General features: G+C 60.3%; 17 protein-coding genes and 1 CRISPR repeat array (1 of these 18 only partly in view). Of the genes, 14 read left to right on the forward strand and 3 right to left on the reverse strand.

Going from position 1 to position 13,974, the window contains the following annotated elements; translation table 11 throughout:
* Positions 1-935: 935 nt before the first annotated feature.
* The 14 genes from FB466_RS03810 to FB466_RS03870 all read left to right on the forward strand — a co-directional run bounded on the left by FB466_RS03810 (position 936) and on the right by FB466_RS03870 (position 11,750).
* Positions 936-1,271 carry a WXG100 family type VII secretion target gene (locus FB466_RS03810; protein WP_141915982.1) on the forward strand — a complete coding sequence of 112 codons (336 nt, stop codon included), beginning with the start codon at positions 936-938 and terminating at the stop codon, positions 1,269-1,271.
* Between the two features lie 71 nt (positions 1,272-1,342).
* Positions 1,343-1,654: a pore-forming ESAT-6 family protein gene (locus tag FB466_RS03815; protein WP_141915984.1), complete on the forward strand. Its 312-nt coding sequence runs from the start codon at positions 1,343-1,345 to the stop codon at positions 1,652-1,654.
* 25 nt (positions 1,655-1,679) lie between these two features.
* Positions 1,680-2,750 (forward strand): DUF6177 family protein, encoded by a 1,071-nt coding sequence (locus FB466_RS03820; RefSeq protein ID WP_141915986.1) that lies wholly within the window; start codon positions 1,680-1,682, stop codon positions 2,748-2,750.
* Positions 2,750-3,103, forward strand: coding sequence for a hypothetical protein (locus FB466_RS03825; RefSeq protein ID WP_141915988.1), 354 nt, complete (start codon positions 2,750-2,752; stop codon positions 3,101-3,103). Before FB466_RS03820 ends, FB466_RS03825 begins: the two co-directional genes overlap by 1 nt.
* A complete protein-coding gene (locus FB466_RS03830; RefSeq protein WP_141915990.1) occupies positions 3,100-3,456 on the forward strand; it encodes a DUF6507 family protein in 357 nt (118 codons plus the stop codon). Before FB466_RS03825 ends, FB466_RS03830 begins: the two co-directional genes overlap by 4 nt.
* Positions 3,449-5,740 (forward strand): hypothetical protein, encoded by a 2,292-nt coding sequence (locus tag FB466_RS03835; protein WP_141915991.1) that lies wholly within the window; start codon positions 3,449-3,451, stop codon positions 5,738-5,740. Before FB466_RS03830 ends, FB466_RS03835 begins: the two co-directional genes overlap by 8 nt.
* A 45-nt stretch (positions 5,741-5,785) precedes the next feature.
* Positions 5,786-6,529 carry a hypothetical protein gene (locus FB466_RS03840; protein WP_141915993.1) on the forward strand — a complete coding sequence of 248 codons (744 nt, stop codon included), beginning with the start codon at positions 5,786-5,788 and terminating at the stop codon, positions 6,527-6,529.
* A 126-nt stretch (positions 6,530-6,655) separates the two neighbouring features.
* Positions 6,656-6,892 (forward strand): hypothetical protein, encoded by a 237-nt coding sequence (locus FB466_RS03845; RefSeq protein WP_141915995.1) that lies wholly within the window; start codon positions 6,656-6,658, stop codon positions 6,890-6,892.
* A complete protein-coding gene (locus FB466_RS03850) occupies positions 6,889-7,245 on the forward strand; it encodes a DUF6507 family protein (protein ID WP_141915990.1) in 357 nt (118 codons plus the stop codon). Before FB466_RS03845 ends, FB466_RS03850 begins: the two co-directional genes overlap by 4 nt.
* A complete protein-coding gene (locus tag FB466_RS03855; protein ID WP_141915997.1) occupies positions 7,238-9,547 on the forward strand; it encodes a hypothetical protein in 2,310 nt (769 codons plus the stop codon). The genes FB466_RS03850 and FB466_RS03855 overlap by 8 nt, the downstream gene beginning before the upstream one ends.
* A gap of 41 nt (positions 9,548-9,588) precedes the next feature.
* Entirely contained in the window at positions 9,589-10,338 is a 750-nt protein-coding gene (locus tag FB466_RS03860) for a hypothetical protein (RefSeq protein WP_141915999.1), read from the forward strand.
* A 101-nt stretch (positions 10,339-10,439) separates the two neighbouring features.
* Positions 10,440-10,778, forward strand: coding sequence for a hypothetical protein (locus tag FB466_RS03865; RefSeq protein ID WP_141916000.1), 339 nt, complete (start codon positions 10,440-10,442; stop codon positions 10,776-10,778).
* Positions 10,779-10,806: 28 nt separating this feature from the next.
* Complete coding sequence (locus FB466_RS13595; RefSeq protein WP_211344746.1) at positions 10,807-10,962, forward strand: hypothetical protein; 156 nt, start codon at positions 10,807-10,809, stop codon at positions 10,960-10,962.
* A gap of 44 nt (positions 10,963-11,006) precedes the next feature.
* Positions 11,007-11,750 carry a hypothetical protein gene (locus FB466_RS03870; protein ID WP_141916002.1) on the forward strand — a complete coding sequence of 248 codons (744 nt, stop codon included), beginning with the start codon at positions 11,007-11,009 and terminating at the stop codon, positions 11,748-11,750.
* 184 nt (positions 11,751-11,934) lie between these two features.
* On the opposite strand, the gene FB466_RS03875 is transcribed toward FB466_RS03870, so the two are convergent.
* The 3 genes from FB466_RS03875 to FB466_RS13865 are packed head-to-tail and all read right to left on the reverse strand — an operon-like array spanning position 11,935 to position 13,365.
* Complete coding sequence (locus tag FB466_RS03875; RefSeq protein ID WP_141916808.1) at positions 11,935-12,108, reverse strand: IS3 family transposase; 174 nt, start codon at positions 12,106-12,108, stop codon at positions 11,935-11,937.
* Positions 12,109-12,144: 36 nt separating this feature from the next.
* Entirely contained in the window at positions 12,145-13,029 is an 885-nt protein-coding gene (locus FB466_RS03880) for an IS3 family transposase (RefSeq protein ID WP_342777444.1), read from the reverse strand.
* A gap of 21 nt (positions 13,030-13,050) precedes the next feature.
* Positions 13,051-13,365: a transposase gene (locus tag FB466_RS13865; RefSeq protein ID WP_281285147.1), complete on the reverse strand. Its 315-nt coding sequence runs from the start codon at positions 13,363-13,365 to the stop codon at positions 13,051-13,053.
* 66 nt (positions 13,366-13,431) lie between these two features.
* A CRISPR array of direct repeats spans positions 13,432-13,974; the repeat unit is 28 nt; unit sequence GGTCTACCTCCGCGTACGCGGAGCGGAT; it runs 822 nt beyond the window's last position.

Here is a 13,974-nt window from a genome sequence, read left to right on the forward strand (position 1 = left end):
AGTGGGGATTTCTATTTCGGGGAGGACCGTCCCCTCGGCACGAGGTGTCGGTGCCGATAGACGGGGCTCTATCGGGAGTTGAGCCGGGGCGAGTGGGACAGGCGCGACGGGTTGTTCCTGCATCGCAGGGTATCCGGCGTGAGCGGGGATAACTGTGACTTCTGGGTGCGGAGGAGCCCCGGCTGATGGGTGCACGTCTGGGTTTCCCCGGCGCGGATCGGCTCCCGGCACCGGCGGCACCGGTGCCGCTGGGGCGGTGTGGCCGACAGGGGCGGTGTGGCCGACAGGGGCCGGTATAAAAGCCGCGGGGAACGCAACACCCTGTGTTTGGCGCGGCCGAATCGGGTCTCGTCCCCGTCGCAGATTGGCGACATAAAGATCGGACAGCTCCCCCAGCCCGTGCCACCCTACCGGCGACGCTGTCGCGCGGGAAACTCCTCGAATTCCGACAATCGCCCACCCGATACTGCGACCACGAGTCACGAAAACATAGACCTGACACAGGAGCAGGCCTACTGTCACGAGAAAGAGCACCAGAACGAGAACCGGAACACTAAAGACAAAGCTGAATATGATGCCCGCGATCAGGGAAATAGCGATGAGACAGTCAAGCACCACGCCGCCCAACACGAGCGACAGCGGCGCAGGAACAACGCCCTCGAAAAAGCCTCCCAACGGCACACCGCGGTGCAGAGATGGCAGCGCCCGGGACACGGTGACGAGGGGCGTTCCACAGCGCTGACAGTGCACAGTGGCACCCGTGGCGGGAGTGCCGCACGTTGGGCAGGCAGGAGCAATGGTGCTCGGTAGCGTCATGCCGCGGTCCCCTACCATTCGCCGACTGATAACCGTACAACCATACCCCCATGTTGCATTGACGACGATTTCAGAGATAGTGTGACCACTGTTATTAACCTCCCCCCGAAAGGTTCCGCATGAAATTTGCTATGGGTGCTGATGTTCTCGGCCAACTCACCAAGAAGACATCGTCGTCTTCGGAGGATCTCAGGGCTCTCGTGAAGCAGCTCGCGCAGTCTGCCGAGCCGTTGGAGGGCCGTTTCAACGGTTCTGCCCGGGCAGCGTTTGACCGGTTCAAGGGCCAAACTGACCAGATCGCGGCTGAGCTGAACGCCGCTCTCGCCGGGGTCCTGGGCGGTATTTCCAGCATGGATCGTTCGTTCCAGGAGGGCGAGCAGGAAATGGCCGAGCAAACCCGTGCGACGGATGCCGGGGCCGCGTATGACGCCGCCCGATTCAGTTCTTCCAAGTAATTTCTTCTCACCTTTACGCCGTGCCGCACCGTTGAGGTGTCGGCTGTGCGCCTCTCATCTTTGGAGTATTAATGGCTAACCAGACCGACCGCCGCGATTACGACATCTCAGCCTCCCAGTCCGCTCAGGACAACTTCCTCCAAACGGCCGCCCGCCTGGAGGCACTCATTGATCAGCGCGATCAGGATGTCCGCAACGCGATGGCTGACTACCAGGCCGACGGCGTCAGCGACGACTACGCCGCAAAGGAGCTGCGCTGGAAAAACGCCGCTGCCGGGGTAAAAGAGATCATCAACACGATCAAGAAGAGCCTGGAGCAGTCCGACGAGTCCGCGCAGGCCGCCATCGCGAAGGCGAAGTCGGCCGTCGCGAACATCGGCTAGCGACAGCGTCCCAGGACCCTCACCGGTGACGCCCCCCGCTCATCCGCTCCTCGACCATGTCGAGGGCGCTTTTGCCTGCACGGAATCTCGCAGCCACTTAGTATTCCTCAGCGAGGGCCTCGCCGACTTCCTCGGATACACGGCCCGGCGCAATCTGACGCCGGTGATTATTACCGCGCCGGATGCACGCCTCACGTACCCCGCGACGTACTTCCTGGAGCTGAGCCGCGCACTCTGGGTTCTCCGCACCCCCACCGGCTTCATCGACACCCGCACGGGTGAGCGCATCGCCCGCATCAGCGACCTCTCCCCCGCCGGAAACCACTCCGCCGATCTACCGCAGAAGGCGTTCGCTACTCCTGCGGCCGACTCGGGGTTTGAGGTGCAGGTGCTTTTTGGCTTGACGGTGCACCACAATGCCACCATCGATACTCGCCTGGGCGAGGCAGCGGAGTGCCTAAGTCGCGCGTTCACCGGCAAACTCCCCGGCCAGTGGGGGTCACATGAGCCGGCACTCGTGGCGTGGGATCGAGACCTCTACACTGCCGCCGCCCGATCCCGGATGCCAGGCGAATCCCGCTACGTCATCACCGGCCAGGGCCACATCCCGTTCCACGCGACCTCGCTCATCCGCCGAACGGACAAGGGCATCGAGGAATCCCTCACCGGAATTACCGCCCTGAGCCGGGCCGATTCCTCCCCGCGCAGCGTTTCTCTCCTGCCCCAGGTGCTCGTGGAGGTCGCAAACACCGTGACGATGCCCGTCATCGGTTCGCTCAGCATCCGCCGTGGGAGAAGCGACCTCACCACAACCGCAACAAGCACTGACCCGGGGTATCCCGTGGCCGGCCTCATCGGCCCCCGCGCCGTGCGTGACCTGGGCGCACGCATCGACGAGTTGCAGCATCGCTTCAGGGCGATCCGTACGGGACGTCCACGCATCCCCTCACTGGTCGTGCCGTTCACCGACCCCCGCACGGGATCGTGGGACCAGCTCGCCGAGCTGCTCACAGAATTCGGAGACGAGAACGTGCGCCACGCCCTCGGCTTCCCCAGACATCCCGACGCGACGATCAACCAGACGGGTGGTGTGTGATGCCCGTTGACGTTGTTATTCTCGCCCCCAGCGGGGCCAACCTCCTGGCACAGCGCGAACTGGGAGAGGCGTTCAATCCCCCGCTCATCGTGCGGGAATCACCAGACGGCGGCACCGTGACGTTCTCCGATATGGACGACGCCTTGGTGCTCACGCTGGCGCGAGCTAAGCGCGTCGATACCCTCCGTGATGTCACCCGCGTGTTGGAACCGGCCACGCCGATTCCGGCCACCTGCGGATTCTGGACGGAAGGATACATCCCGTTCGACGCGATCACACGCGGTCTCGTCGTCGCCTACGCCTTAGCGGAACTCACCAATGGTGTCACAGTAGTGAAAGGCCTCCCCGAATGAACGGTTGGCAGTTGGATAGTCCCGGTGTGAACACGGTCCTCACGAACACGCAAACCGCCGCTCAAACCCTGGGTACCGATCTGAGTACGGTGAATGACGCGTTAGAGCCGTTGCAGACCGGTGCCGGGTTCGACGGTATCGTCGCCGGTGCGTACGCGGGGTTCCTCGAAGATCAAAACGCCCGTGTCACCGCCCTGATGAACCGTTTCAACGCTGGACTCTCCGCAACGGCAGCAGCGCGTCTCGCGATTGAGATGGGTAACGAAGAGATCGCGTCGAACATGATCGCGGGCACCGAGCAGGCCGCGAAGACAGGCGATATGACCGTGTTCCAGGGGGATGCCGGTGCTTGATTTCTACCCCGACACCACCGCTGACGGTCGCATCATTCCCTCGCAGATCCCGGGGAAAGATCTCCTCCCCGACAACGTGAACGCTGCCGCGGATACTCTCTCCTCCACGGCGAAGAACATCCGCACGGATGCCACAGACGTCGAAACGAATTGGCAGGTTCTCCCTGCCGTGTTTGTCGCACCGTCCGCGGATGTTATGTATGGGGCGATGCGGCCCGCGGTTCGCAGTACGAATACTCTCGCGGGGAAGCTCGATAAGGTCGCGTCCGCGTTGTATGACTACGCGACAAACATTGCGACGTTGAAGAAAGAGTTTGAAACCATCCGGACGGATGCGGAAAGCTTTCGGACCGAGATAGACAACGGTGTGTGGGTAATCCCGTCAGAAACGAAGAAGTACGAGTGGCGTGTCCCCGACGGTGGCGGCAGTACTGGTGGGAGCGGCACAGGTGGTGAGGGTGGCATTGTTGACCCGATCGCCTCACAGGTGAAGGCGTTGCAGGCGGCCGGGGAGACGGTGCGGCGCACCGGGGGCATCATTGAGATCACAGTGGACTGGAAAGAGTCCTCCGAACACGTCGACCGCAACAATAAGCTCCTGGACCGGGTCGCTGATCAGTACGCGAAACTGTCCGCGTTTGAAGCGGAGTGCGCGAACACTATCAACGCGCAGCGTGACACTGTCGTGGACAGGGTCGAGGCGGTGAAAGCGTGGCAGTTGAAGCAGGATGGCGAGAACACTGTGGACCTGCCGTGGGGTCACCGGGTTCAAGAGAGCCGTAACTGCGGTGAAGGAGTCTGGCACGGTGTGGGCACGGGTGCCCGTGACGGGCTCCACGGCCTCGGTGGTCTCGTGGTGGGGTACAACCCGCAGTCCGGGGACTGGTGGCAAGGAGAGTCCTACGGCAACGCGTGGGGAGGCCTCGCCACGGGCGTCGGCAGCCTCCTGTTGGTGACACAACCCGCAAGCTACATTCCCGCACTCATACCTGGCGGGTTCCAAGACCTGTGGAAAGGTGCCGCACAAAACACTATTGGTATGGCCAAGGGCATGGTCGGGTGGGACCAGTGGGCCGACAACCCGGCCGAGGCTGCCGGGACAACAATCTTCAACGTCGCAACAATCTTCATCCCCGGACCCAAAGGGTTATCTGCAATTCTTAGAGGGACAACGATCGGGTCAAAGCTTGACGGGATTATTGTCGGTGCGGAAACGAAAACCGGTGACCTCGCGGGGAAGCTTCCCGAGTTCTTCACCCCGCCCAAGTTCGACTTCCCCGACGAGGCACCAGTGGCGGGGAAGACCCCGGGTCTGGACGTTGCGGAGCCGGTAGCGGTTGGGCACCTCCCCGAGACGCCAGGGGCGTCACTTGCCCCTGCGGCCCCGCACACACCTGGACCTGTGGCATCGCACCCGACAGGTGGCCCGGGGCCGCACTATGAGTCCCCGGTCCCTGCGCGCCCGACAGAACCCGACACTCCTGCGCCGGTGGACCGCCCCGCTGACACACCGCCCGGGCAGCCTGGCGGGACGCATCCGACGGATACTGCTCCCCAGGCACCGTCCGAGCGCCCTGGGGCTGACGACGGGACGCGTCCGCTGCCTGACAGTGACCCACCCAGCCCGGACAGCGGTGGGCCAACTGACAGTAACCCTGGTGGTCATGGCGGGCCGGGAGGCAATAGCGGCTCAGGCGACGGCCCCAGCGATGGGGACGGCAACGGCAGTGGCGACCGTGGTAACGATGACGGTGACTGGGGTGCTGAACCAGAACGTCCCGACCTCGTACCCGACACGAGCAACCCCGGTGGACGTGAACACCCGATACAACCAGTCCTCGGCGACAGTAGCGGCGGGCCAGGTAAATGGGATGAAAGCCCCCGGACAGACACCTCGCCTGGGATGGGATACCAGATCGACAAATCAGGTATCGCACCCAGCGACAACGCAAAAGTCATCGAGTACTTCGTAGAGTCTCCCGAGACAGGCAAACCCGTCGCGTTTGATAACTTCACCCACCGCGGCGACCCGCCACCCGTCGAGGTGTATCAGGAGTTCAAGGGCAACTACTCCTTCATCACCGAGCCCTGGTTCCCCGACACACGGCGAACCGCGATCCTCAAAGAAATGGCTGTTCAAGCGAAGCGGCAGTGGGACACGATGAAAGGCACCGGCGGGCTCCTTGAATGGTACTTCAAAGACCCTGAAGTCGCTGAGTTAGCCCAAATAGCATTCGATAAGGCCGGTATCGGCGGTTCAGTTTCGATCCATGTTTCCGCTTAGATTTGGCAGTCCGGTACTGTGAAACTCGAGAAGAAAGTAGCAAGGATGAACACGCAGCTTGAGTATGTTCTGCACGGCTTCTGGGGTGGACGCCCCGTCACCGTTGAGGACACGGTGGCGAGGATCAAGGGGTCTTTCGAGGTACTGCAATCACTCGGAGCACCACTCAGCGGCCCGTGGAAAGTGAACTATACGGAGCCAATCGATGTGGCCGATGAGGATGCGTTGCGCGCCCATGTCATCTCGTCACCACTCCTGGATGACGTCGGTGAGGCTGTCGAAGGCGGGGGCTACGTCCCGAGCTTTGAGCTAGGAAACTACTCGCTGCCCCACACCGTGGTGAGGGACCTAGGCCAGTTCAACGTATCGGTTTCTCCGTATGCCTCCACCGTGTCGTCGAGTATTATCTTGTCGTTCAAAGGCGATGGGCTCACCGTTCTGGCGAGGGAGTCTGCGGAGCTGCTCGTGAAGAGTTTCGCGCAGATTTGGCAACCGGAGTATCTTGCGTTCACCGACCTCTCGCTCCTCAAATTTCGCAGGGAACGCATGTCACGGACACGGACAGCAGGCCTACCCTCCTGGGGCTACGTGACTTGGGTATCTGATCGAGTGTCGCGACAGTTAGAAACCGTTGACGGGGCAACAACCGTCCGGTTTGGATCAGGAACGCTCGTCACAACCGACACCTGGGACGCAGAACAGGCCGCAGACGTGTGGCGGGACCTGCTGGATAGCAAACGCTTACGGGCCATACCCGAACTTCAAGAGCATCCCCCAACGTTCCCGTGACGATCGCTGTAATAGTAAAGAAGAAACCGCAACCCCGTTGCGTCCTGCATGGGTTCTGGGGCGGACGCCCCGTCACCATTGACGACACGGTAGCCAGAATTAAGACCTCATTTGAACGGCGGCACCGTGACGTTCTCCGATATGGACGACGCCTTGGTGCTCACGCTGGCGCGAGCTAAGCGCGTCGATACCCTCCGTGATGTCACCCGCGTGTTGGAACCGGCCACGCCGATTCCGGCCACCTGCGGATTCTGGACGGAAGGATACATCCCGTTCGACGCGATCACACGCGGTCTCGTCGTCGCCTACGCCTTAGCGGAACTCACCAATGGTGTCACAGTAGTGAAAGGCCTCCCCGAATGAACGGTTGGCAGTTGGATAGTCCCGGTGTGAACACGGTCCTCACGAACACGCAAACCGCCGCTCAAACCCTGGGTACCGATCTGAGTACGGTGAATGACGCGTTAGAGCCGTTGCAGACCGGTGCCGGGTTCGACGGTATCGTCGCCGGTGCGTACGCGGGGTTCCTCGAAGATCAAAACGCCCGTGTCACCGCCCTGATGAACCGTTTCAACGCTGGACTCTCCGCAACGGCAGCAGCGCGTCTCGCGATTGAGATGGGTAACGAAGAGATCGCGTCGAACATGATCGCGGGCACCGAGCAGGCCGCGAAGACAGGCGATATGACCGTGTTCCAGGGGGATGCCGGTGCTTGATTTCTACCCCGACACCACCGCTGACGGTCGCATCATTCCCTCGCAGATCCCGGGGAAAGATCTCCTCCCCGACAACGTGAACGCTGCCGCGGATACTCTCTCCTCCACGGCGAAGAACATCCGCACGGATGCCACAGACGTCGAAACGAATTGGCAGGTTCTCCCTGCCGTGTTTGTCGCACCGTCCGCGGATGTTATGTATGGGGCGATGCGGCCCGCGGTTCGCAGTACGAATACTCTCGCGGGGAAGCTCGATAAGGTCGCGTCCGCGTTGTATGACTACGCGACAAACATTGCGACGTTGAAGAAAGAGTTTGAAACCATCCGGACGGATGCGGAAAGCTTTCGGACCGAGATAGACAACGGTGTGTGGGTAATCCCGTCAGAAACGAAGAAGTACGAGTGGCGTGTCCCCGACGGTGGCGGCAGTACTGGTGGGAGCGGCACAGGTGGTGAGGGTGGCATTGTTGACCCGATCGCCTCACAGGTGAAGGCGTTGCAGGCGGCCGGGGAGACGGTGCGGCGCACCGGGGGCATCATTGAGATCACAGTGGACTGGAAAGAGTCCTCCGAACACGTCGACCGCAACAATAAGCTCCTGGACCGGGTCGCTGATCAGTACGCGAAACTGTCCGCGTTTGAAGCGGAGTGCGCGAACACTATCAACGCGCAGCGTGACACTGTCGTGGACAGGGTCGAGGCGGTGAAAGCGTGGCAGTTGAAGCAGGATGGCGAGAACACTGTGGACCTGCCGTGGGGTCACCGGGTTCAAGAGAGCCGTAACTGCGGTGAAGGAGTCTGGCACGGTGTGGGCACGGGTGCCCGTGACGGGCTCCACGGCCTCGGTGGTCTCGTGGTGGGGTACAACCCGCAGTCCGGGGACTGGTGGCAAGGAGAGTCCTACGGCAACGCGTGGGGAGGCCTCGCCACGGGCGTCGGCAGCCTCCTGTTGGTGACACAACCCGCAAGCTACATTCCCGCACTCATACCTGGCGGGTTCCAAGACCTGTGGAAAGGTGCCGCACAAAACACTATTGGTATGGCCAAGGGCATGGTCGGGTGGGACCAGTGGGCCGACAACCCGGCCGAGGCTGCCGGGACAACAATCTTCAACGTCGCAACAATCTTCATCCCCGGACCCAAAGGGTTATCTGCAATTCTTAGAGGGACAACGATCGGGTCAAAGCTTGACGGGATTATTGTCGGTGCGGAAACGAAAACCGGTGACCTCGCGGGGAAGCTTCCCGAGTTCTTCACCCCGCCCAAGTTCGACTTCCCCGACGAGGCACCAGTGGCGGGGAAGACCCCGGGTCTGGACGTTGCGGAGCCGGTAGCGGTTGGGCACCTCCCCGAGACGCCAGGGGCGTCACTTGCCCCTGCGGCCCCGCACACACCTGGACCTGTGGCATCGCACCCGACAGGTGGCCCGGGGCCGCACTATGAGTCCCCGGTCCCTGCGCGCCCGACAGAACCCGACACTCCTGCGCCGGTGGACCGCCCCGCTGACACACCGCCCGGGCAGCCTGGCGGGACGCATCCGACGGATACTGCTCCCCAGGCACCGTCCGAGCGCCCTGGGGCTGACGACGGGACGCGTCCGCTGCCTGACAGTGACCCACCCAGCCCGGACAGCGGTGGGCCAACTGACAGTAACCCTGGTGGTCATGGCGGGCCGGGAGGCAATAGCGGCTCAGGCGACGGCCCCAGCGATGGGGACGGCAACGGCAGTGGCGACCGTGGCGATGACGATGGTGACTGGGGCGATGACGATGGTGACTGGGGTGCTGAACCAGAACGTCCCGACCTCGTACCCGACACGAGCAACCCCGGCGGACGTGAACACCCCCTTCGACCAAACTTGGGAGACAGCGACGGCGGTCCAGGAGCATGGGGAGAAAGTCCGCGAGACCAGAACTCAGCCGGAATGCCTAATCAAGTCGAACTCTCCGGCATCCTGCCGAGCGAGAACGGTAAAGTGATTGAGTACTACGTTGAGTCCCCCGCAACGGGGAAATCGGTCGCGTTCGACAACTTCACCCACCGTGGAGACCCGCCCATCGAGGTGTATCAGGAGTTCAAGGGTGACTATTCGTTCATGCAGCAACCATGGTTCCCAAAGCCACGGTTGGATGCGATTCTTGCGGACATGGCCGTTCAAGCCAGAAGGCAGTGGGCGGGGATGGGAGATAGCGGAGGGGTGCTTGAATGGTACTTCACAAATCCCGAGGTGGCCGACCTCGCGAGGTCCTTCTTTGAGCAAGCTGGCGGTCTAGAAAGGGTCTCAATTTATGTTGTTAAGTAGAGGTCATTCTCCACAGTCATTCATGAAAGATGGAGGCAGCAGTGAATAGCCACCGGAACTACACGCTTCAAGGTACTGCCGGCGCGCGCGCCATGTCAGTCGAGGATGCTGCGGCGAACATCAAAGCTTCTTTCGAAGCGCTACAGCTACTGGGAGCACCGCTCCGCGGCCCATGGCAAGTTAACTATAAAGACCCTATCGACGTTACCGATGAAAAAGCATTACGCGCGCACATACTTGGCTCTCCATTCAAAGACGATGAGGGAATGCCTTCCCCTGAGGACGGCTACGGACCAGGTTTCCAGCTCGGGGACTGGCAGGTACCAAATTCGGTCGTTACCGATCTAGGAAAGTTCAATATTTGGTTGTCGCCCTTTAAAAATCAGAGCTTGATGACGGCGAGCGTTTCTTTAACATTTGAGGGGGACAATTTTACCGTCCCAGCGTGTCAAAATGCGGAGGAGCTAGTGAAAAGTTTCGCGCGGATCTGGCGACCGGAGAATTTTGCCTTCACCGATGACAAATTGTTAGCTCTGCGCCGCGAGCGGGTCACGCGGTCAAGGGCATCGGGGTTGCCTTCGTGGGGTTATGTTTCATGGGTTTCTGATCAGGTATCAAGACAGCTAGAAAGCGTTGAGGGGGCTGCAACTTTCCGTTACGGAACAGGGACATTGATCGTCACGGATACTTGGGAAGCGGAACAGGCGGCGGACGTGTGGCAGCTGTTGTTGGATACGAAACGGTTGCGTACCGCGCCCAAAATACAGGAATATCCTCCAACATTTCTTTAAAGAAGTGCGTGATATGTACAACACCGAGCGTCTCCCGCCTTACCTCGGCAACTTGCCACCATCAAGCACGTTTCCCGCACAACTGTTAGGAGAAACAACTCATGTCGTTGTATGCCAACCCAGGTTTTGACTGGCCGCCCGCAATCGATTTTAAGGTTATCGGCACAGACGAGCCGAGGACGGGAACTATAGAAGTTTTAGGAGACTACTATTTTCTGAGCGCGTCGCCCGAATTCTCGTTCTCATCGTTCGAACCCTTAGAACGAGTACTCAAAACACAGATTGATGGTCGCCCAAGTCTGTTGCTAGGGCAGGTATTTGCTGTCGAAGGTGTTGCCGGGCTGCTGATTGACGAAGCTCGTATCGGCACCGACGATCTGAAAACGGCGTTTGTCTCCGTCGAGGCAGAGTATGAGCTATTGCCGTCACTCCGCACATAAAGAACGCCGGCGAACGATTATGGAAGAAATGGCTGTCCAAGCTCAGCGGCAATGGGACACGATGAAAGGCACCGGGGGTCTACTTGAGTGGTACTTCAAGGACCCTGAAGTCGCCAAGCTCGCCCAAGCGGCCTTCGTCAAGGCGAACCTTGGAGACTTCGTTTCTGTCTATGTCTCTGAATAGTCAGTGGTGTCCGGTACTGTGCAATTTGAGAAGAAAGCGGCAATGTGAACACGCAGCATGAGTATTTCCTTCACGGGTTCTGGGGCGGACGCCCCGTAACCGTAGACGACACGGTGGCGAGGATCAAGGCCTCGTTCGAAGTTCTGAAATCACTCGGGGAACCGCTCAGTGGCCCGTGGAAAGTGGATTACACAAATCCAATCGACGTGAGCAATGAGGACGCGATCCGTACTCACGTCCTCGCCTCGCCGGTCCTGGATGACGTTGGCGAACCCGTCGAAGGCGGAGGCTACATCCCTAGCTTTGAGTTGGGAAACTTTCAAGTCCCAAATTCCATAGTTAACGATCTTGGCCAATTCAACGTGTCGGTGTCTCCCTACGCCTCCACTGTGGCTTCGAGAATTGTTCTATCGTTTGAGGGGGATGGGTTTACCGTTCCAGCGCGGGAGCACGCGGAGGTGCTTGTGAGGAGCTTTGCCCGGATTTGGCAACCGGAGCACCTCGCCTTCACAGACCACCCGCTGCTGGACCTTCGACATGAACGCATCTCCCGGACACGAACATCAGGTCTACCCTCGTGGGGCTACGTGTCCTGGGTATCTGATCGAGTGTCGCGACAGTTAGAAACCGTTGACGGGGCGACAACCGCCCCTTACGGAACGGGAACGCTCGTCACAACCGACACCTGGGACGCAAAACAAGCCGCAGACGTGTGGCGGGACCTGCTGGATAGCAAACGCTTACGGGCCATACCCGAACTTCAAGAGCATCCCCCAACGTTCCCGTGACGATCGCTGTAATAGTAAAGAAGAAACCGCAACCCCGTTGCGTCCTGCATGGGTTCTGGGGCGGACGCCCCGTCACCATTGACGACACGGTAGCCAGAATTAAGACCTCATTTGAACGGCGGCACCGTGACGTTCTCCGATATGGACTGATGCGCTCTGGGTGTGGTTCCGGCATCGGGTTCCGTCACACCCGCGTGATCACGGGTTGACGATTCTCAGCGTAGTACGCCGTCTCGACCTCGACCGGGGTACGGTACTCGAGAGCTTCATGGAGGCGTTGGTTATTCCACCACCACACGTACTCAAGCGTCGCGAGTTCGACTTCCGGGGCCGTCCGCCAAGGCCCGCGCTTGCGAATGGTTTGGCCTGGGTTTAGTTCCGACTATTTTGTTCATCACTCGACGGTTGTCACGAGTGACTGCGCCTCAGCATAGTACGCCGTCTCAACCTCGACCGGGGTTCGCCTGCCTAGCTCGCCGTGGAGGCGCTCATTGTTCCACCACCACACATACTCCAGGGTGGCGAGTTCGACTTCCTCAACTGTTTTCCAGGGGCCACGCCTGCGGATGAGTTCTGCTTTGTAGAGCGCGTTCACTGACTCGGCCAGGGCATTATCGTAGCTGTCACCTACGGTCCCCGTTGAAGGAATCGCCCCCAGTTCTCTGACGCGGTTGGAGTAGACCATCGACATGTAGTTCGATCCGTGGTCGCTGTGATGCACGGCCCCGTCGAGCGTTCCACCTGATTGCCAGGCCGCCATCTCAAGCGCCTGCAGCGGCAGTATCTCAGCTTTCAGTGTTGAGGCAACGTTCCAGCCAACGATCTTACGATCAAAGACATCAATAATGAACGCGGTGTATGCGAACCCAGCCCACGTAGCAACGTAAGTGATGTCACACACCAACAACTTCATTGGCCCGTCGGCCACGAACTGGCGTTCGACGAGATCACCCGGCAGCTGATCCCTGACGTCACTCGTTGTTGTGAAGGCTCTCTTCGAACGACGTACTCCACGCACTCCGGCGATTTTCATCAGACGCTCGGTTTGGTCGCGTCCGATGACCCACCCTGCTCTGGTGAGGAGGGCGTGCATCTTGCGGCGCCCGTAGACGCTGTAGTGCTGTTTGTGGAGTTGACGGATCTCGGTGACGAGAATCTCGTCGCGTAGTTTCCTGACCGACGGGAGTCTGTGTTTCGCTGCCCGATATCCTCGGGACGTCAGAAACACGAATTGCCGAGCCCAGCACACGGCACAGGAACTCAACCCCGAAACGATCACGATAGGTATCGATGAATTGGATCATTTCGTTCGTGGGGGGTCGAGTTCCTTGGCGAAAAATATGCTCGCAGCTCGCAAGACTTCGTTTGCTTTCTTGAGTTCAGCGACTTCGCGGCGCAGTCGCCGGTTCTCCTCGTTCATATCAGTGGTCACGCCGGGTTTTTGGCCAGTATCGATCAGCGTTTGACGATGCCAGATACGCAGCGTGTCTGGTGAGACACCGAGGAGCTTGCCGACCTGGTTGCTGGCTGCGTTGAGGCTCGTATGCTCGGGGAGCGCTTCGGTGAGCATACGCAGCGCGCGTTCACGGAATTCTGGTTCATATTTGTTTGCCATGGTGTTCCTATCCTTGTTGAAAGTACGGAACTAAACCCAGGCCAAACCAGGCGTATACCAGAGCTAGGTCTACCTCCGCGTACGCGGAGCGGATGCATCTGCCAGTCCGATCAGCTGCTCAGCCCGAGGTCTACCTCCGCGTACGCGGAGCGGATGAAAGTGTCCACGTAGTCAGCTTTTGGTTCGAGGGTCTACCTCCGCGTACGCGGAGCGGATCCGTCGCCGTTGCCGTAGCCGTAGCCGGGTCTACCTCCGCGTACGCGGAGCGGATCATCGACCCGATCTTCTGAATGGCATCAGCCACGGTCTACCTCCGCGTACGCGGAGCGGATCGACGTAGGATCGGCACCGGAATCTGCCACGGCGGTCTACCTCCGCGTACGCGGAGCGGATACTGCGGGCAAGTGCTTAGGGCTGGGGTGCTCGGGTCTACCTCCGCGTACGCGGAGCGGATAGTACGCGCACCATCCCCACTCGACCCGACACGGGTCTACCTCCGCGTACGCGGAGCGGATTGGACGCACTGAAGGCATCGCGGTCTGAATCGGGGTCTACCTCCGCGTACGCGGAGCGGATGGGGTGCTGGGCTGGGCATCGTCTGGCGCACAG

Source organism: Klugiella xanthotipulae (genome assembly GCF_006716695.1).
Classification (GTDB): domain Bacteria; phylum Actinomycetota; class Actinomycetes; order Actinomycetales; family Microbacteriaceae; genus Klugiella; species Klugiella xanthotipulae.